This window comes from Novosphingobium panipatense (assembly GCF_900182875.1).
GTDB lineage: Bacteria > Pseudomonadota > Alphaproteobacteria > Sphingomonadales > Sphingomonadaceae > Novosphingobium > Novosphingobium panipatense.
The window spans coordinates 17,965-36,864 of sequence record NZ_FXUI01000015.1; the positions used below are offsets into that span (position 1 = coordinate 17,965).

General features: G+C 63.1%; 21 protein-coding genes. 17 read left to right on the forward strand and 4 right to left on the reverse strand.

Features of this window, described 5'->3' with window-relative positions; all coding sequences use genetic code 11:
* Positions 1–4 precede the first annotated feature (4 nt).
* From QOL62_RS16395 to QOL62_RS16455, 13 genes are read left to right on the forward strand one after another with little or no spacing between them, the layout of a single operon-like run.
* Positions 5–361, forward strand: a complete 357-nt coding sequence (locus tag QOL62_RS16395) for a VirB3 family type IV secretion system protein (protein ID WP_257542444.1) — start codon at positions 5–7, stop codon at positions 359–361.
* Complete coding sequence (locus QOL62_RS16400) at positions 354–2,756, forward strand: VirB4 family type IV secretion/conjugal transfer ATPase (RefSeq protein ID WP_283407003.1); 2,403 nt, start codon at positions 354–356, stop codon at positions 2,754–2,756. Before QOL62_RS16395 ends, QOL62_RS16400 begins: the two co-directional genes overlap by 8 nt.
* A gap of 5 nt (positions 2,757–2,761) precedes the next feature.
* The gene (locus QOL62_RS16405) at positions 2,762–3,475 is read left to right on the forward strand and encodes a TrbJ/VirB5 family protein (RefSeq protein WP_283407004.1); all 714 of its coding nucleotides are present in this window, start codon (positions 2,762–2,764) and stop codon (positions 3,473–3,475) included.
* Positions 3,475–3,693, forward strand: coding sequence for an EexN family lipoprotein (locus QOL62_RS16410; RefSeq protein WP_283407023.1), 219 nt, complete (start codon positions 3,475–3,477; stop codon positions 3,691–3,693). The genes QOL62_RS16405 and QOL62_RS16410 overlap by 1 nt, the downstream gene beginning before the upstream one ends.
* 11 nt (positions 3,694–3,704) lie before the next feature.
* Positions 3,705–4,658, forward strand: coding sequence for a TrbL/VirB6 family protein (locus QOL62_RS16415; RefSeq protein ID WP_283407005.1), 954 nt, complete (start codon positions 3,705–3,707; stop codon positions 4,656–4,658).
* Positions 4,659–4,672: 14 nt separating this feature from the next.
* A complete protein-coding gene (locus QOL62_RS16420; protein WP_283407006.1) occupies positions 4,673–4,954 on the forward strand; it encodes a hypothetical protein in 282 nt (93 codons plus the stop codon).
* A complete protein-coding gene (locus QOL62_RS16425) occupies positions 4,954–5,637 on the forward strand; it encodes a VirB8 family type IV secretion system protein (RefSeq protein ID WP_283407007.1) in 684 nt (227 codons plus the stop codon). Before QOL62_RS16420 ends, QOL62_RS16425 begins: the two co-directional genes overlap by 1 nt.
* Positions 5,634–6,491, forward strand: coding sequence for a P-type conjugative transfer protein VirB9 (gene virB9, locus QOL62_RS16430; RefSeq protein WP_283407008.1), 858 nt, complete (start codon positions 5,634–5,636; stop codon positions 6,489–6,491). The genes QOL62_RS16425 and virB9 overlap by 4 nt, the downstream gene beginning before the upstream one ends.
* Positions 6,491–7,690, forward strand: a complete 1,200-nt coding sequence (gene virB10 / locus QOL62_RS16435; protein ID WP_283407009.1) for a type IV secretion system protein VirB10 — start codon at positions 6,491–6,493, stop codon at positions 7,688–7,690. Before virB9 ends, virB10 begins: the two co-directional genes overlap by 1 nt.
* A complete protein-coding gene (virB11, locus tag QOL62_RS16440; protein WP_283407010.1) occupies positions 7,687–8,697 on the forward strand; it encodes a P-type DNA transfer ATPase VirB11 in 1,011 nt (336 codons plus the stop codon). Before virB10 ends, virB11 begins: the two co-directional genes overlap by 4 nt.
* The gene (locus QOL62_RS16445) at positions 8,684–10,624 is read left to right on the forward strand and encodes a type IV secretory system conjugative DNA transfer family protein (protein ID WP_283407011.1); all 1,941 of its coding nucleotides are present in this window, start codon (positions 8,684–8,686) and stop codon (positions 10,622–10,624) included. Before virB11 ends, QOL62_RS16445 begins: the two co-directional genes overlap by 14 nt.
* 13 nt (positions 10,625–10,637) lie before the next feature.
* A complete protein-coding gene (locus QOL62_RS16450) occupies positions 10,638–12,044 on the forward strand; it encodes an LPD7 domain-containing protein (protein ID WP_257542425.1) in 1,407 nt (468 codons plus the stop codon).
* Between the two features lie 27 nt (positions 12,045–12,071).
* Positions 12,072–12,425: a hypothetical protein gene (locus QOL62_RS16455; RefSeq protein ID WP_257542423.1), complete on the forward strand. Its 354-nt coding sequence runs from the start codon at positions 12,072–12,074 to the stop codon at positions 12,423–12,425.
* 52 nt (positions 12,426–12,477) lie between these two features.
* Here the strand turns inward: QOL62_RS16455 and QOL62_RS16460 are convergent, their stop codons facing one another.
* Positions 12,478–13,512, reverse strand: coding sequence for a site-specific integrase (locus QOL62_RS16460; RefSeq protein WP_257542421.1), 1,035 nt, complete (start codon positions 13,510–13,512; stop codon positions 12,478–12,480).
* A gap of 89 nt (positions 13,513–13,601) precedes the next feature.
* Entirely contained in the window at positions 13,602–14,255 is a 654-nt protein-coding gene (locus QOL62_RS16465; protein WP_283407012.1) for a DsbA family protein, read from the reverse strand.
* 161 nt (positions 14,256–14,416) lie between these two features.
* Between QOL62_RS16465 and lnt the strand changes: the two genes are divergently transcribed.
* A complete protein-coding gene (gene lnt / locus QOL62_RS16470; RefSeq protein ID WP_257542417.1) occupies positions 14,417–16,003 on the forward strand; it encodes an apolipoprotein N-acyltransferase in 1,587 nt (528 codons plus the stop codon).
* Between the two features lie 37 nt (positions 16,004–16,040).
* Here the strand turns inward: lnt and QOL62_RS16475 are convergent, their stop codons facing one another.
* Together QOL62_RS16475 and QOL62_RS16480 are read right to left on the reverse strand one after the other, a co-directional pair.
* Positions 16,041–16,430 carry an ArsR/SmtB family transcription factor gene (locus QOL62_RS16475; RefSeq protein WP_257542414.1) on the reverse strand — a complete coding sequence of 130 codons (390 nt, stop codon included), beginning with the start codon at positions 16,428–16,430 and terminating at the stop codon, positions 16,041–16,043.
* On the reverse strand, positions 16,427–17,041 hold the full coding sequence (locus QOL62_RS16480) for a peroxiredoxin (protein ID WP_257542412.1): 615 nt from the start codon (positions 17,039–17,041) through the stop codon (positions 16,427–16,429). The genes QOL62_RS16475 and QOL62_RS16480 overlap by 4 nt, the downstream gene beginning before the upstream one ends.
* An 88-nt stretch (positions 17,042–17,129) precedes the next feature.
* On the opposite strand from QOL62_RS16480, the gene QOL62_RS16485 reads away from it, so the two are divergent.
* Genes QOL62_RS16485 through QOL62_RS16495 form a run of 3 tightly spaced genes read left to right on the forward strand, consistent with a single transcriptional unit; the run spans position 17,130 to position 18,890 of the window.
* Positions 17,130–18,044, forward strand: coding sequence for an MBL fold metallo-hydrolase (locus QOL62_RS16485; RefSeq protein WP_257542410.1), 915 nt, complete (start codon positions 17,130–17,132; stop codon positions 18,042–18,044).
* Positions 18,041–18,475: a YeeE/YedE family protein gene (locus QOL62_RS16490; RefSeq protein WP_257542408.1), complete on the forward strand. Its 435-nt coding sequence runs from the start codon at positions 18,041–18,043 to the stop codon at positions 18,473–18,475. The genes QOL62_RS16485 and QOL62_RS16490 overlap by 4 nt, the downstream gene beginning before the upstream one ends.
* 1 nt (position 18,476) lies before the next feature.
* Positions 18,477–18,890 (forward strand): DUF6691 family protein, encoded by a 414-nt coding sequence (locus tag QOL62_RS16495; RefSeq protein ID WP_257542406.1) that lies wholly within the window; start codon positions 18,477–18,479, stop codon positions 18,888–18,890.
* Positions 18,891–18,900 lie beyond the last annotated feature (10 nt).

Sequence of the window (18,900 nt, forward strand, 5' to 3'; positions counted from 1 at the left end):
TCCCGTGCGCGCGGCTAACCCGTCCAGCGATCAGGAAAGGTTGCGAGAGGAAATCCTGTTCCTCGCCGTCACGCGGCCGACGATGTGGTTGGGCGTGCCGATCGAGGCATCGCTGCCGATCGCGCTCGCCGCCTGCGTGACGCTCATCATCACGGGCAATCCCCTCTATGCGCTCGCGTTCGGCGGTGCCGCCTTCGCAGTCGCGCGGCTTGTCGTGCGCCACGATGCCAATGCCTTCCGGCTGCTCATGCTCTGGACCCGCACCAAGGCGCGTTGCCGTAATCGGATATGGTGGGGCGGAAGCTCCTATTCGCCGCTGCCCGTCGCGGGCCTCAAGCGCCGGGGGTTCCATCATGGCTAGGGGAGGGGTAGCGGAGCGGACGCCGTGGCGCGTCCTGCGAAACGAAACCGAGCCGGGCCGCTATCTGCCCTATGTCCGGCATGTAGATCCGCATGTCGTCGCGCTCGAAAACCGCGACCTGATGACCATGTTCCGGCTAGACGGCCTGTCGTTCGAGACGGCTGATCCCGCCGATCTCAACGACTGGCATGAAAAGCTGAACGGCGTGTTGCGCAACATCGCCGATGATCGCCTTGCGCTCTGGACGCATATCGTCCGCCATGATGTCGCCGATTATCCCGAAGGTCGTTTCCGGTCTGCCTTCGCCGCAGCGCTCGATGCCCGCTATCGCGAGCGGGTCACGGCGCGGCGGATGTTCGTCAATGAAATCTATCTGACCCTTGTGATGCGCCCTGCCGCTGGATCGGCGGATCGAACGGCCGTGCTTCTCAAGCGGATATCGCAAGCCCGGCGTGAAGATGAGGAAATCGACGCGGACGAACTGCTCCGCTTCGAGGAGAAGGCCCGCGATACGGTAAAGTTGCTGGGGCGCTGTGCCCCCCGCCGTCTCGGCACCTATGAACATGGCGGCATCATGTTTTCAGAGCCGATGGAGGTTCTGGAAATGGTGATGATGGGGACGCATCGGCGCGTGCCCCTGGTGCGCGGTCATCTAGGCGGCGCGCTCTATGGCGAACGGCTGATCTTCGGTCGCGAGACGATCGAGGTCCGCGCCCATGATCGCAGCCGCTACATCGGCATGTTCGGCATTCGGGAATATCCGGCAGCAACCCGTCCTGGCCAGTTGAACGCGCTGCTGAGCGCGGATTTCCCGCTCGTCGTGTCCCAATCCTTCGCGTTCATGGGCAAGGCGCGGGCTGCGGAGCGTTTGCGGCGCCGACAAAACCAGATGGCATCGACCGAAGATGCCGCGTCCAGCCAAGCCGAAGATCTGATCGCAGCCGCCGATGATCTGCAAAGCAATCGCTTCGTGCTGGGCGAGCATCATTTTTCGCTGGCGGTGTTCGGCGACAGCATCCGGCGCCTGAACGATAATCTTTCCGGTGCGCGCGCAGCGCTGGCCGATGCGGGCCTCGTCTCAGCCCGCGAAGGACCGGCGCTGGAAGCTGCCTTCTGGTCGCAGCTCCCCGGCAACTTCGCATGGCGCTCGCGGCCTGCTGCGATCACATCGCGCAATTTCGCGGCGCTGTCGCCGTTCCACACCTATCCAAGCGGCAAGGCTAGCGGGAACCATTGGGGGCAGGCGGTGGCGCTGCTCAAGACGGCCGCGCAATCGCCCTATTATTTCAACTTCCACCGCGCCGACATCGGCCACACGCTGATTATCGGCCCGACCGGCACCGGCAAGACGGTGGTGCAGAACTTCCTTATGGCGCAGCTCGAAAAGACAGGCGCGCAACAGATATTCATCGACAAGGATCGCGGCGCGGAAATCTATGTCCGTGCCAGCGGCGGCACCTATCTGACTCTGCGCAACGGTGAACCAACCGGCTTCGCGCCGCTCAAGGGCCTCGACGATAGCCCGCGCAATCTCGTGTTTCTGGAAAAGCTGATCCGCCAGCTCGTCACGCCGCGCAACGGCACGCTCAACGTAACCGAGGAGCGCCGGATCAGCGACGGTCTGGTGTCGCTCTCCCGCCTGCCTGCCGATCAGCGCTCGTTCGGTGCGCTGCGCCAGCTTCTCGGACAGCGTGACGCCGAAGGCATCGGCGCGCGCCTTGAAAAATGGTGCCAGGGCGGGGCGCTGGGATGGGTGTTCGACAATGAGAAGGACGCGCTCAGTCTCGATGCGCGCTTCATCGGCTTCGACATGACGGATTTCCTCGAAAATCCTGAAATCCGGTCGCCGGTGATGCTCTACCTGTTCCACCGGATCGATGCGTTGCTGACTGGTCAACCGCTTGTGCTCGACATTGATGAGGTGTGGCGGCCGCTGGAGGACGTGGGATTTCAGGAGTTTGCGCAGGATGGCCTGAAAACCTACCGCAAGCTCAATGCCTTCTTCGTATTCGGCACACAGAGTCCGGCCGACACGCTCAAATCGCCGATCGCCCACAGCATCATCGAGCAGATGGCGACGAAGATCATCCTGCCCAACCCAAACGGCAATCCCGACGACTATATCAAGGGCCTCGGTCTGACGCGGAAGGAATATGACCTGATCCGCCACGAGTTGATTCCGGAACAGCGGCGGTTCCTCGTCAAGCAGGGGCACGATTCCATCGTTGTCGAACTCGACCTTGGCGGTCTCGACGATGAATTGGCCGTGCTCTCGGGCACGGCGGAGACGGTCGCCCTTCTCGATGCCATCCGTGCCGAAGTCGGCGACGATCCGGCGATCTGGCTTCCCATTTTTCACCAGCGGCGGCGCTCGCCCAAAGTCTCAAAAGGATGACGATCATGCGCAAACCATTGATGGCGGCCGGCGTGCTCGCGGCCATGGCGGCGACCCCTGCGGCCGCACAGGGCATTCCGGTCTATGACCAAAGCGGCTTCGCTCAGGCGCTTGCCACCGTGAAAAACACGCTTTCGATGATCGAACAGGGCAAGCAGCAAATCAGCGAGGCGCAGGCGCTGTTCGGAAGCCTCAACAAAGTGACCGATGTGAACGGCATTGCGACATCGCTGAGTCAAGACGCCGTGCGCCGGTGGCTTCCCCCCGAAGCACGGGACATCGCCGTGTTGATGAACGAGGGGCCTGACGGGCTGGGCGCCATCGGCAATCGAGCGACGACGATCCGCAATGCCGGGCGCGTCAACTTGCCGACGCTCGCGGCTGGCACGCCGGAAGCATCCTTCGATGCGCGCGGCCGGCTCGATACCATGGGCAACGACGCGGCAAGGGACGCGGCGCTCGCCGAATCAGCCTATGACGTGACGCGGAAGCGCACGGATGGACTGGAGGAATTGCGGGGCGCGCTCGACGGCGCAACCGACGCCAAGGACGTGCTCGATATCCAGGCCCGGATCGGGGTGGAAAACGCGCATATCCAGAATGACGCCATGCAATTGCAGGCGGTGGCGATGCGCCAGGCCGCCGGCGAACGGCTTCGCGCGCAGCAGGAATCGGAACGCATTCTGTCGCAAGCCTATGAAAGTCTCAGCAAGCCGTGATGCGCGCCTTCTTGCCCCTCACCACCGTCGCGCTTGCTCTGGCCGCGGCCGCCTGCTCGCCGGAGCCGCGCGGCAAGAACCATTTCGAGCGTCACCCAGACGAATTGGCCGCTGTGCTGAAGGCGTGCGCCGACGGAACCCATAATGTGCCGCAGGAGTGCGCGAACGCGGCGGATGTCGACATCTTGCGCAAGGCGCGCGGTTCGCTCGGACAATAGGGGGCGAGTGAATGGCGAGCCACCTGTTTGAAAGCATCTACGATAATATCGACGGGAAGCTCGACCTGTTCCTCAACGAACGGCTGACCAATATGGTCGACGTCATCCGTGGGCCGTTGGCGGTCGGCCTCACCATCTACATCGTTCTTTATGGCTATGCGGTGATGCGTGGCGTTATTTCGGAGCCGTGGAGCGAATTGTTCTATCGGATGGTGAAGCTCTGCATTCTCTATCTGGCCGCAACGACCGTCGCCTATTCGGAATGGATTACCCAACCGCTGTTCCATTCGATGCCCGACGCCATCGCCCAGGCGCTCGCAGGCAAGACGATCGACAGCGTAGGCGCGGCGTTTGACGACTATTATGCGCAGGCCGACGCGCTGATCCTCCGGATCAGGGAGGAAGCGGCGACTTACTATGACATCAATCCTTGGAAGCTCGTCCTCTATCTGGTCGCGCTGGCCCTGAACGTGCTGGCGGGCCTGTCCGCTGCGATTGGCTTCGCCGTGACCGTCTTTGCCAAGGTGGCGCTGGCGATCATCATCGCTTTGGGACCGCTGTTCATCGCGCTCGCGTTGTTCGAGGCCACGCGCCGGATGTTCTATGGCTGGCTCAGCCAGGCGTTCAACTATCTGGTCCTGATGGGCGTCATCATCGCGATCACTTCACTCATCACGGATCTCGGCGAAACCGCGCTCTCGCAGTCGCAGGGAATAGTCGATGTGACGGTCGGAGCGGCCCTTTTCGCGGCCTATCTCATTCTGGGAACCATCTTCTTCCTGCTGGCGCCGACGATCGCATCGGGGATCGCCATGGGGGCCGCGCTCGGCGTCGGGGACTTCGCGGGCAACACGGCCGCAGGAATCGGCCAGGCGGCCCGTGCGGGCCGCGCTGTGGGCGGTGGAGCAAGTCGGATGTTGGGCCGGGGCAGAATCGCGAGCGGCGGATCGTTGCGCGCCAGATGAAAGGAGAAAGCGGGATGAATTGGTTCGGGAGAGGAGCGTTGGGCGTCGTGCCCGCGATCGCGCTGCTGGGGGCAACCGGATGCGCATCGACCAACCCGCCAAAGCTCGCAACCTGCGATGGCAAGCACCTGCGCGACGTCAATATATATGGGACCGTGCTTCCGGGGGGAGAGCGCCCAAACTCGCCCGGCGCCGTCGATGAAGCACCGCCCCCGCCACCCGCGACCGGCGCGTCGCGTGATACCGATGAAAAGGCGCGTCTTGCCTCGCTGCGCCCCTGCGGAGGGCGAGGATAATGGCTGAAGGCGTCGAAGCTGAAGGGCTGCGGGCCTATTTTCAGGAAGCCCGGAGCTGGGACCAGGATCGCGTGCGCGACGCAATTCGATCGCGCCGCCTCGCATGGATTATCGCCGGAATCGCGGGCATCGTCGCCTGTGCGGCGGTGCTGGCGGTCGCGGCGCTCGCCCCGCTTAAGACGGTGGAGCCGTTCGTCATCCGCGTTAATCAGACCACCGGCGCGGTGGACGTCCAGACCGCCATCACCGGCGCAAAACCGATCGGCTATGATGAAGCCGTCACGAAATATTTCCTCGCGCTATATGTTCGGACGCGCGAAAGCTGGCTTGCATCGGCGGCAGAAGAGAATTTTCGACAGGTCGCCATTCTCTCGAATCCTTCGGAACAGAAGCGTTGGCAGGCAGCCGCCAGCCCCTCCAATCCGCAAAGCCCGCGCAATCAGTGGGGCGCGAACACGGTCGTTGACGCGCGCGTGCGCAACATCGCCTTCATCAACTCCAAAGTCGCCAATGTCCGCTTCACGCGCATTGTTCGGGTCGATGCCGAAGAGACATCGAGCGACTGGATCGCGACAGTCAGCTTTGCCTACACGAATGCCCCGATGGAAGAAGGGGACCGCTATCGCAACCCCTTGGGCTTTCAGGTGCTCACCTACAGGGCCGATCCGGAGGTGGCGCAATGATCGGCCGGACGACAGCCTTCATTCTGGCGCTCTTGGCGAGCGGGACGGCGATGGCCGCCGAAACGCCCCGACCCGATCCGGCTGACCCGCGCGTGCGTTGGGTCGATTACAACGAGCGGGAGGTCTATAGAATCGTCGGCACTTTCCGAACGGCCACGCAAATCCTGCTGGGGCCGGATGAAACGATCGAGCATGTGGCGCTCGGCGACACCGTATCTTGGGAAGTCGCGGTGGCGGGGCATATATTGTTTCTCAAGCCCCGCGAACGTGCCGGCGCCACCAATCTGATCGTCACAACGTCGCGCGGGGGAACGCTGCGCAACTACACATTCGAGCTAAGCGCGAGAAGCGGCCCGATTACGGCCGGATCGCCGAACACCTTCTTTCAGGTCCGGTTCCGCTATCCGGAGGATGAGCGGGAGCGCGCCGCCCGTCTCGCGGCGACGCAGGATGCCGTGCGCCTTGCGGCCGTCGAAGCCGCTGCGATCAAAGGCGCGCTCGATCGCGGTGTGATCGAGGGGCCGCGCAATCTGGCCTACAAGGTCCAGGGATCGACCGCGCTCCAACCTTCCGAAGTTTCGGACAATGGGCAGTTCACGGTGCTTCGCTTCCCGGCGAACCGGGAGATTCCCGCCATTTACCTCGTCAGGCCGGATGGCAGCGAAACACTCGTCCCGTTCGATGTGCGCGATGAGTTCGTGGTGGTCCACGCCGTCGCCGAACAGCTCCGGTTACGCCGCGGCCGCGAAGTGCTGTGCATCTACAATCAGGCGCCGCCGCAATGGGGCGTCGATTACGGGACCAATACCGGCTCGTCGCATGTCGACCGGACCATGCAGCGGAGGAACGACTGATGGCATCGCAGTCCCCGGAAACACCCCCCAGCGACCGCATTCTCGACCCGACGCCCGAAGCGGCCGAGATCGATCGTGGCATCACGCCCGTAACCGCCATATCGCCTGCGAAGCGCACCGGCGCCCTTGTGCTCGCGGGCGTGGCGATGGTCATCGGCATCATCTGGGTCAACTCAGGCACAAGCAGGAACAATGGCGAAAGTGCGCTGATGACGCGCAACGCCAATGCCGATCGACCCGATAGCAAGGCCCGTCAGGTAGTGGCCTACGAGCCGCCGCGAGTAACCGGAACCGGCATACAGCCGCCCCCGCAATTGGTGGCGCCCCCCGAAGGCCAGGCTGTTCCGGCGATTGACCCCTCAGCACCACCGCAGAGCGCGACCGGGGAAGGGCCGCGCGATCCTGCCGCGACCCTTGCCGACAATGCCCGACGCTCTACGCTGGTGGCCTATGGCGGCAGGCAATGGGCTACGCCCACGGCCGGAGAAGCAGCGGGTGCCCCGACTGCAATGCCGGCGAGCATAGGCGCGAACAACAGCACTGATGGGGAGGGGCGGGCACCCAATGCCCTCGATCTTCTGCGCCAGTCGTCGGCAATCGGAGAGTCGCGCGCTTCGATGCTTCCGAACCGGAATTTCCTTATCACCGCCGGGACGCTTATCCCCTGCATTCTCGAAACCGCGATGAACTCGGCACAGCCGGGCTATGTCTCGTGCATCATTCCGCGCGATGTGTTCTCGGAAAATGGTCGCGTCGTCCTTATGGAAAAGGGCACCAAGATCCTCGGCGAATATCGCGGCGGGCTTCAGCAGGGCCAGAACAGGCTTTTCGTGCTGTGGACCCGCGCCGTCACGCCACAAGGTGTTCGCATCGATCTGGCTTCGCCCGGAGCGGACGCGCTTGGCCGCGCCGGATTAGCCGGAGCTGTCGATACGTTCTTCTGGGCACGCTTCGGCGGCGCATTGCTCATGTCGCTGGTCGATGATGCCGCCTATATTGCCGGACAGAGAATCGCCGGTGCCGATCAGGCGGACAATACCGTGCGCGTCCCTTCGGACGCCGCTGGCATCGCGCTTCAGCACAATATGCAGATCAGGCCGGTCTTGAAAAAGAACCAGGGCGAGGAAGTGGCAATCTTCGTCGCGAAGGATTTCAACTTCGCTGATGTCTATGGCCTTCAGCTTCGGCGGACACCATGACAGCGGATATTTCGGTCTTGCGGCACTATCTGGAGCCGATCGCGCCGCTGCTCGCACCGGCCGATGTGACGGAGCTGGTCATCAACCGTCCCGGCGAGGTCGGTATCGAGGACCGGCAGGGGTGGCGTTGGCTTGACGTCCCCGCGCTGACGCCGGGGTGGCTTACGACCCTTGCGACCGCCGCTGCTGCACATACACGCCAGGATATCTTGCCGTCCTCGCCGATCTGCTCGACCGTCCTGCCGGGTGGCGAGCGCTGCCAGATTGTCATTCCACCCGTAGCGCCCGCCGACACGCCTTCCTTCACAATCCGCAAGCCGTCGCAGGTCACGCTTGGCATTGACGATCTGGCCGATAGCGGGTTGTTTTCCCTGACTCGCGTTGGCGGCAAGGGCATATCGGAGGCGGACCGTCGGTTGCTGGCGCTGCGCGATGCCGGTGATTGGCCTGCCTTCTTCCGCCTCGCGGTCCAGTCGCGCAAGAATATCCTGGTGAGCGGGGCGACCGGCTCCGGTAAAACGACCTTTGCCAAAGCGCTCGTCCAACTCATTCCCGATGGCGAGCGCCTAGTCACGATCGAGGACACGCGCGAACTGGTCGTGCCACACCGCAATACTGTCCACCTCGTCTATGCCAATGACGGGCAAGGTCTTGCCAAGGTCGGCCCCAAGCAGCTTCTGGAAAGTGCCCTGCGGATGCGGCCCGATCGCGTGCTCCTTCAGGAGCTGCGCGACGGCACCGCGTTCTTCTATTTGCGGAACGTCAATTCCGGGCATCCCGGCTCGATCACGACCGTCCATGCCGGGTCGGCCGCCGGCGCGATTGAACAGCTCACCTTGCTCGTCAAGGAATCGGAAGGCGGCCGCGATCTTGCGCGCGATGATATTCGCGGGCTGCTCCGAATGCTGGTCGACGTCATTGTCCAGACCCGGAAGGACGCGGGCCGGTTCGGCGTCGAGGAAGTTCACTTCGCGCCGCAGGGAGACGGGATCGATGCCCGCGCGTAGGGCGCTGCTGTTTGGCGGCGGAGCCTTCGCCGCGGTCCTCGTCGCCACGGCGATCGCGCTGGTCGTCGCACTGGCGGGCCTGAAACAGCTTCGCACGGGTATCGATCTCACGGTGCTCCCGTCCTGGCTCTGGTATTACAGGGACGATCCCGCGCTGCGGAGCTGGTTGCTACGAGGCTACAGCGTCGCGGGCCTGATCGGTGCTGTCGGCGGGCTGATCGTCCTGCGGCAGCGTCGGCCGCTCCATGGCGCGGCCCGCTTTGCCCGCGAGAGCGAAATCACAGGCGAGGATCTACGCGCCGAACGCGGAATCATCCTCGGCCGCAAAGGCGGACGTTTCCTGACCTTCGGAGGAAGCGAGCATGTCCTTCTCGAAGCGCCAACCCGGTCGGGCAAGGGCGTCGGCATCGTCATTCCCAACCTGCTGAATTGGCCGGATTCGGTCGTCGTGCTCGATGTGAAGCGCGAGAATTGGCAACGGACGGCAGGATTTCGCAAGGCAGGCGGGCAAGAAGTCTGGCTGTTCGACCCGCTCACCACCGATGGGCGGACGTCGCGCTATAATCCACTCGCCTATATAGATCGGGACGATCAGGTCGCAGTTATCGACGAATTGCAGAAGATTGCCCTGATGCTGTTCCCCAGCCCGGAAAGAGGCGATCCGTTCTGGGCGGAATCGGCCCGCACCGGCTTCATTGGCACAGGGGCCTACATTGCCGCCATGCCGCATCGGCCATTCACGATCGGCGAAATCTACCGCCTGATGACACAGGGCGATCCGAAAACGACGCTGCCGAAGCTGGTGGAGGAAGCGGCCACGGCCGGGGTCCGGCTCTCCACGCCCTGCATCAATGCCATCGCTGATTTCACGGCGGGGTCGGACAACACATTCTCCAGCGTCCGGCAGACCATAACCTCGAAGCTCAGCCTATGGCTTAACCCCTATGTCGACGCTGCGACCTCAATGAGCGATTTCGATATGCGCGATCTGCGTCGTCGCCGAATGTCGCTTTATCTCGGCGTGTCGCCCGACAATATGGAGCGTGTGGCGCCGGTTTATAATCTGCTGCTGCAACAGCTTGTCGACCTCAACACCCGCACGCTGCCCGAAGATGACAGCACGCTCAAAGTGCAGGTTCTCGCTTTGCTGGATGAGTTTGTGCAGCTCGGGCGCGCGATGACGATCGCCAACAGTTTCTCCTTCATAGCGGGCTATGGGTTCCGTCTGCTGCCGGTGATCCAGGGCCAGTCCCAATTGCGCGCGCTCTATGGCGATCAGGTCGCCCGGTCGATCGTAACGAATTGCGGGGTGGAAGTCGCCTTCACCCCCAAGGAGCTGGACGTGGCAAAGGAGCTATCGGAACGATTGGGCTTCTACAGCTTCAAGGCGAAATCAAAGAGCCTGACGATACACGGCCTGCTCGCCAATCGCAGCACCACGGAAAGCGATCAGCGCCGCGCCCTACTGATGCCGCAGGAATTGATGCAGATGTCGCGCAAGGACATGCTGGTGCTGCGCGCTGGCATCCCGCCAATCCGGGCAAAAAAGCTGTTCTACTATCGGATGCCCGTTCTTAAGCGCCGACTAATGCGCCCGCCCGAAATCGAGGCGCACCCGTTGCCCGCTCACGCTCGCCCGGCTGCTCCTCGCCCCGCTCCGTCGGGTCCGCCGCTGGCGAACGCGGCGGATGAGAAAGAAAAGGTCGTTGCGCCAATTCCGAACGATGTGCCGGGCGAGGCGGATACCGGCCAAATACCAGATAGAGAGATGACCGACGCGGAGATTAGCGGGAACGTCGTCATTCCCGCTAACGCGCTGGTGCTTGACGATATCGAAGTGCCGAAGAGAGGTGCCAGCGAGGGCGAGGCCAGGGCCTTTGTTGAACAGATGATAGCACGCGCAACCGATCAGCGCGAGCCGGCCTGAAGGAGACGGCAAGATGAGCGAACAGCAACACGGCGGCCGAAATAGCATCTGGGCCGACTTGACCCGCGTATTTCGCCGCGATCCAGATAGTCAGCGACCCCAGCAGGAGGAAAAAGGGGATCGCGCGGCCACGAATCTCGAACTGCGCAGCGGGGCCGAACGAACGCGCGATCCTTCCTTCAATGCCGGTGATATGCCGGAAGCGGTGCAGCGCCGCTACTATACCCAGCCTTCGCGCTGGACGGGCGATCCCGCCTATTTCAGCACGCCGACAGCCGACAAGCCCGCCTTTCAGGACCGGGGCAACCGGCTCGTCACCGATAATGACAGCCGTGAGGTCGCCAAGGATCTCGTCACCGTCGCCGAACATCGAGGCTGGGACCGGGTTCAGGTTGCGGGCAGCGAGACTTTTCGCCGCGCGGTGTGGTTCGAAGCGGCAGAGCGCGGGATAGCTGTGCGGGGGTATAAACCGACAGACCGGGATTTACAGGAGCTGGACCGCATAAGGAATGACAAGGCGCGTAATAGCATCGCGCCGGTTTCTGAGCGGCAACAAGCGCGGGAAGCACCCGTTGAACCGACGCAGGACACAGATACCGCACCAAGCCGGGAAGCACAGCCCCGCGACAGGGCGCGGCCCCAGGACATACCCCCTTCCTCGCCGACACGATCCCTCCCGACGCCGGTTGACGGCTATAGGCGGCCAACGGCCGAAGCGCTCGATCGGGCGATTAGCGTGACCATGCTTCGGGCAGGATTAGACCCTACCGAAGCACGGGCCGCGAACAGAGCCTACGCCTCGGCCGATTGGGCATGGACGTATGCGGATGACAGCAACAGCCGGACGCGCGGCGCCCAAAGCGTCGATCGAGCGATGACCGCGATGGACAGCTTTGCGGGTAAATCCCGTGCTCATGCGGAAATTGCCTCGGCGATCGCCGACAATCATTATTATGACATGGCGCTTGTCGGTCGCTGGTATGTCGAGCGCGGCGATCGCGATCCGGGTCTGGTGCGTGATCTGAGCGATCAGAAACGCCTCCATGCGCCAGATTCGGATCGCAAGCCGGGAACGCCGCCCTGGAACAGCGAGGAGCGGGAGAGGGCCAACGGGGTTGCCGACCGGACCCGCCGCAATGAGCGCGCCGCCCAGAGCCAGCTTCGCGCAATGGACATTGTAGTCCGACGCGCTCTCGAAACTTCACCGGAAACCGCTGATCGGGTCATGCGGATCGCGCGCGAACAGATTGCCGATCAGCTCGGACAGGGGCGGGATATCAAACCCGCCCGTGTCCGGGGCGGCCCGGAACGCGAAGCCGAACAACCGGCTGCGCGGCGCACGGCGGCGTCTCGTCAACGATCTCCGACGCCGGCGCCGCAACGCGAACATCGACCGCCAGAACGGCAACGCAATCGCTAGGTGGTGACGCTGGCAGGAGAAGTAGCCATGGCGCGGAAAAAGCAGCCGGAACCGGGTGGCGAAGCCAACAAACGAGCCGCCGACAGCAATTTCCGCTTCATGGAGGCCGTGTTGAACAACGCGCTCCACGACAAACCCGAACTGAGGGATCAGATAATCCGTAATGCCCGCGAGCGCATCGCCGGAGCGCTGGCCGAAGGGAAGTCCTTTGAACCTGTTCGGCTGCGGACTGGATCGGAGGCCGCGATGCAGCGGGGCGCCGGCAAGGAAAGTGCTCCCGGTAGCGACGCCTATTTCGTCCAGAAGGTGCTAAGCAAGGTTGTCGATGACAAACGGCCGTCGCCACCCGCGGAATATCGCCGCATCGACCAAAGCCGGTAGCCCAACCTAGCAGTTATGCCGACATTGAAGCTCTTGGTATCCACGATTGGCATTACAAGAATTTCTCACCGGCATGGTCGCGGAACATCTCGAAGTCGCGCACATAGTCGGAAAGAACCTGCACGGACTTATGACGGCTGACGTCGCGCATCTTGAAGATGCTCGCGCCCTGCCGCGCCGCCTCGGTGAGAAAGCCTGAACGCAGCGAATGCCCGGCATAGTCGACAGGATCGAATCCGGCGTCCGCCGCGCAGCGCTGGACCAGACGGGCGACCGCCCGATCTGACATAGGATCGGCGGTCAAAGCACCCCCGCGCGTCAACCGGCGAAACAGCGGCCCCTCGTCGAAGGTGATGAGCGGATTGTTCAATTCGCGCGCCGCCTCGATGGCGGCGTTGATCCACGCCAGCAGCAGCGCCTTGGGGCGGATGCGCCGACCTTCGGGAATGGCAATTACCGCGCCTTCGCCCGTTTGATCCGTTTTGGACCGTCCGATCAGCACGCGCAGGCCCTCGGCCGGTAATGCAACATCGTCGATCCAGAGCGCCACCAGCTCGGAGCGGCGCAGCGCCGCCGCCATGCCGATCGCCAGCACTGCGCGATCGCGCAGCGCGCGCAGGTCGTCGCCTTCGATCGTCGCCAGCATCATGCTCAGCGCGTCAGCATCGGCAGGTGCCTTGCGCTCCTTGCGGGTGCCCAGACTATTACGGATGCCGGCGAGCACTTCGAACATGGCGCCGGCACCCGATCGCTCCTGCGGTGGATCGATACCGGCCTGCCGATGATGGTAGCCGATTGCAGCGAGCCGACGGCCGATCGTGTTGGCCTTGATACCGCGATCGGCTTCGGAGGCGAGAAAGGTCGCGACTGCGGCGGGCGTCGCGGGCAGGCTTTCTAATCCACGAACGTCGCACCAGGCGGTGAAGATCTTCCAATCCGCAGCATAGGCGCGCTGCGTTGCCGCCGACCGCGACGCCTTCGCATAGGTGGCCGCGCGCTCGACCTCGGCGCGCAGGATGTCGGGGAGCGCCGGTTGCGCGATCGTCGCGGGCAGCGTGCTGTCGGGGTCGGGCGCTTCAGAGGCCATTTAGGGAGGGTAAAACGCCCTTCCTCGACCGTCAAGCTTGTGTCCGAGAATCATAATTATCGGACACAATGGCCATCGACAAAGTGGTATCAAGCGGACTTTCGGGCGGCACGAAACGCACGAAGAAATTCCTGTCGGTCCAAGGCTCCCTCAATCAGCGATGGGCCGATCAGGAATGCAGGCGTTCCCGCAATGCCAAGCGCAAATGCCTCCTTCGCAGTTTGTGCCATCATCGCATCTATCTCGCGAGCATGGTCCTTCAAATCCTGCTCGATCCGATCCCATTGGCCACCCGCGCGTTCGACCACTTCGCGCAGGACCGCCGGCTCCAGCACCCGGCGTTCGCTCATCAAGGCATGATGAACCTGCGGATAGATCGACTGCCGATCAGCAGCGAGCGCAATTCGTGCCGCGCGCTGCGACACAGGTCCGAAAATCGGCCAGTCTTTATAGATAACCGCCACATTGCGATCTTCTTCAAACGCCATTCGAAATTGAGGTTCGGCCATCTTGCACGCAGGACACTGATAGTCCGTAAAGACCGCGACGGTGACGTCCGCCTCGGGTGGCCCTTCACGCGGCGCGCCCTGATCGCGGAGAAGCGATTGCGCTACATCGCTGCCCGATACGTCGCGACCGAGAGGCGCCATCTTTCTGAGGATGAAGCTCACTCCGAAGCCCAACGTTACGACACCGGATAGCTGGATCAATTCTCGGCGGGTCAATTTTACTCGATGCTTCACTAGCCCGCCTGCGCTGTCTCTTGGCTCGCCCGTGCAACGATGCCCCTCAACCTATAATCTTACGTCAATCTTAAGCCTTGCCGCGTCGTCCTATACAGCATCCTGGCGTTAGGAGACACGCGCCTAAGGCGGCCTTAAGCTTGCCGGTTGCAAATTCGTCCATGGGCGGACGCTTGCAATCCGAGACTTCGGCAGAAACGGCGCCAGCATCCGCTCAATCGACCAGGACCGCTTTTATTCGGAGCATCATAGGACGGGTTGATGCATTAATTTCCCGGCGCGTCGGCCTCATATCTCTCGGTGCGGTCGCAGCGACGGGCTTTGCGCCATTTGGTTTCTGGCCCGCCACGGTCGCGTCCCTTGTGCTGCTTCTACGGACGACCAGCGCCTTCTGCACGATGCGCCTTGCACTCGCGGCGAGCTGGTGGTTCGGCGTCGGCGTCGGCATCGCGAGCCTGTTTTGGCTGGCGCACGCCTTTTCCTTTCAGGATGCGATGCCGCCCTGGCTAGGATGGATCGCGGTCGCTCTCCTTTCCGCCTATACCGCACTTTATTGGGCGCTTGCGCTTGGCCTTGCCCATGCGGTGACGCGCAAAGCATCGGGGATCAGCTTCGCGGTGCATGCGTCGGCGGGCTTCATGATTGCAGAATGGCTGCGCGGAATCGTGCTGACCGGATTCCCCTGGAACCCGCTAGCGTCGATCTGGCTTGATGCACCTCACGTAGCGCAAGGCGCGGCCGTGATCGGTGGCCTGGGTCTCTCAGGCGTCACGATTCTGCTGTGCGGTCTGATTGCCGCCGTCACGCGCGGCGACAGCCTGCGTCCGCTCATCGCCACGATCGGCATCATTACGGCATGGTTAGCTTTTCCCCAGAAAGGCACGGTCGCGGACACTTCCATCCCGATCAGTGTCGTGCAGGGAAATATCAGCCAGTCCGATAAATGGCGGCCCGGCGAAGCCGACGCTCAGCTTATGAAATACATGGCCTTGACCAAGGCTCCGCTTTCCAACGCACCTCGACTGATCTTCTGGCCCGAAGCGGCCATCACAGAGCCGTTGGACATTGACCTCGCCCTAAGGCGGCAAGCAACATCGGCTTTGAGTGCCCAAGATCTGCTTTTCACAGGCGCAATAGGAACGACCGAAAACAAGGGGCTGACGAACAGTGTCTTCGTGCTCGATGCGGACGGCGCCATCCTTGTTCGCTATGACAAGGCCCATCTCGTGCCGTTCGGCGAATATCTGCCATTTTCAAACATTCTCGGACGTCTCGGCATGTCGCGGCTGGTGCCGGGCAACACCGACTTCATTGCCGGGCCTGGCCCGCGGACCTTGAACATCCGGAAACTCAGGGCCGGCGTGTCGATCTGCTATGAGATCATATTCCCGGCTGCGGTGATCGATCCAGAAAATCGCCCGGCCTTTCTGTTCAATCCGTCCAATGATGCCTGGTTCGGATTTGGCGGACCACAGCAACATCTCGCGCAAGCGCGCCTCCGGGCGATCGAAGAAGGTCTGCCGATCATCCGAGCGACGCCGACGGGCGAGACGGCTGTAATCCGATCAGACGGGAGCATCGCCGCGCGTTTGCCTGCTCACCAAGCAGGCCGCCTAGATGCATTCTTGCCATCGCCCGCCGATCCGACACAATATTCGCTGTGGGGAAACGCTATTCCCTTGGGCGCAGGGATCATCGTGATCGCGATAGCAGGGCTACGGCGGTTGCGCAGGAACCATCGGGCGTAAAGGTAACGACAACGGCGAGGACTTTGAGCGGGTAGCTTCAGCGGCCGACAACGCGTGCGAAATGGGCCACGCCGGGCACAAGGTCGGATCGCTCATCGGTGGCCAAGCCCGGCAAACCGGATAGATCGCCCGCACCGAATACGGCCTCGATCCCGCGCACGCAAAGCTCCGTCCCGCTGTCGGCAAGGCTGTAGTAAACCTGCCGCGCGTGCTTGCGCGTGCTCACAAGGCCCGATCGGCGCAGTTCGGCAAGTTGTTGGCTGAGGGCGGGCTGGCCGATGCCGGTGGCTTCATCGATCGCCGAAACGGACTGCTCGCCACGCTCCAGCAGAAGCGAGAGGATCATAAGGCGCTGGGGTTGCGCGTAAGCCTTCAGCTTTTCCGCAGCGGCGTCCGCCAGCTCGCGCGCGGCATGGAGAGCGGTCACGGCGCACTCCGGCAGAACCAATCACCGCTATCGGTTTCCTCCGAAGGCGGCAGCAACAGCGGTTCACCGGCGCGCCACCCTTCGGGCGCGAGCCGGTCGCCGGCGTGCGCGGCCTGGAGCGCGGCGAGCATCCGCAGCATTTCATCGACCGAACGCCCGACATTCATGGGATAGTGGGTGATCGCGCGGATCACGCCATCGGGATCGATGAAATAGGTCGCCCGGACGCCGGAACTGTCCTGCGCCGCCTCCCCGATCATCCCATAAGCACGCCCGATCGCCATCGACGGATCTTCGATCACCGGAAAGCGGATTTCGACCTCGAATAGATCGCGGATCGCCTTGAGCCAGGCCAGATGAGCATAAAGGCTGTCCACGGACAGGCCAAGCAGCATACCGCCCATTTCCTCGAAACGATCCTGCGCTTTGGCGAGGCCGACAAATTCGGTGGTGCAGACCGGCGTGAAATCGGCGGGGTGCGAGAAGAACACGACCCATTTCCCGCGCAGCGAGGACAGGCGCAGCGGCCCCTTGGTCGTCCTCGCCTCGAAATCGGGCGCAGAATCGCCAAGCCGCAGGGAGGAAAGAGGTTCGTCGGGCGTCGTCGTCATGGTGTCATCCTTGGCATCTCATGCGCCTTGACGCAATGCGATTACATACTTACATAGTTCTGTAATTATGAAAACCAAGGAACGAGCCATGGACGAAGCGATTCGACGCGCGGCCCATCAGATCGGCGAAGCCTGTAAGGGCGTCCCGCAAATCCGGGCCTTCTTCGACGAAGCCACCAACACCGCCAGCTATGTCGTCCACGATCCGGAAACCCGGCACGCGGCGATCATCGATAGCGTGCTGGACTACGATGCTGCTGCTGGCCGCACCGCTTTTGCATCGGCGGACGCGATCATCGCCTATGTCCGCGAACAGAATTTGAAGGTTGAATGGCTGCTGGAAACGCACGCCCACGCCGATCATTTGTCGGCGGCTCCCTATCTGCAAGAGAAGCTGGGCGGGAAACTTGCCATCGGCAAGGCGATCCTGACGGTGCAAGCGACTTTCGGGAAGCTGTTCAACGAAGGCACCGAGTTCGCGCGAGACGGGTCGCAGTTCGACCATCTGTTCGAGGACGGGGACCAGTTCTCGATCGGCAACCTCAGCGCGACCGTGCTGCATGTGCCGGGTCATACGCCCGCCGATCTTGCCTATGTGATCGAGGATGCGGCTTTCGTCGGCGATACGCTGTTCATGCCGGACTATGGCACGGCGCGCGCCGATTTTCCCGGAGGCGACGCGCGGATGCTCTATCGCTCGATCCGCCGTCTCCTGACTCTTCCCGCCGAAACCCGACTGTTCCTGTGCCACGACTACAAGGCGCCGGGCCGTGACAACTATCGCTGGGAAACCACCGTGGCAGAGGAACGGGCCGAAAACGTGCACGTCCATGATGGCGTCGACGAAGATAGCTTCGTGGCGATGCGCGAAGCGCGCGATGCGACGCTCGACATGCCCAAGCTGATCCTCCCGTCGATTCAGGTGAACATGCGCGGCGGCCATATGCCGGAGCCGGAGGATAACGGGACACGCTATCTCAAGATCCCGCTCGACGCCCTATGAGCGCGCTGTTCGCAAATGCGGCGCCCGGCATGGGCTTCCTCGGCGGGCTGCTGATCGGACTCGCCGGGGTCGTGATGCTGCTGGGCATCGGCCGGATTGCTGGCGTCAGCGGCCTCGCGGCGCAAGCGATCGGCATCACCGGCTCGGATTCGCGGGCCGTTGCATTGGCCTTCATCATCGGCCTGCCGGTCGGGGCGGCCTTGATCGCGGCGGCGCGGCCGATCGCCGTCACCTTCCCCTCTTCGCTCCCGGTCCTCATAATCGGCGGATTGCTTGTCGGGTTCGGCACGCGGCTCGGTAGCGGCTGCACCAGCGGACATGGCGTCTGCGGCCTGTCACGCCTGTCGCCGCGCTCCATGGTCGCGACCGGCCTGTTCATGGCGGCCGGTTTCGCCACCGTGGCGGCGATGCGCGCTTTCGGGTGGGTTTGACATGCGCGCGTTCATAGCCCTGTTGGCCGGAACGATCTTCGGCGCGGGCCTCGCCCTGTCGGGGATGGTCGATCCCGCGCGCGTGCGCGGCTTCCTCGACCTGTTCGGGACGTGGGATGCGACGCTGGCGTTCGTGATGGCAGGAGCCTTGCTGCCGATGGCGATTGCATGGCGCCTGCAACCTCGCCTTCCCCGCGCCGCCTCCGGCGACCATTTTGCCCTGCCTTCGACGCGGCGCATCGATGTGCCCCTGGCCGTCGGTGCGCTGCTGTTCGGCGTCGGGTGGGGAATTGCGGGCCTTTGCCCCGGCCCGGCGATCGCCAACCTCGCGCTCGCCCCCCTCGCGGTTCTGCCCTTCCTGGCCGCGATGTTCGCCGGAATGCTGCTTCATCGTCTTTGGGCCGCGCAGCGCTGACACAAGCGGA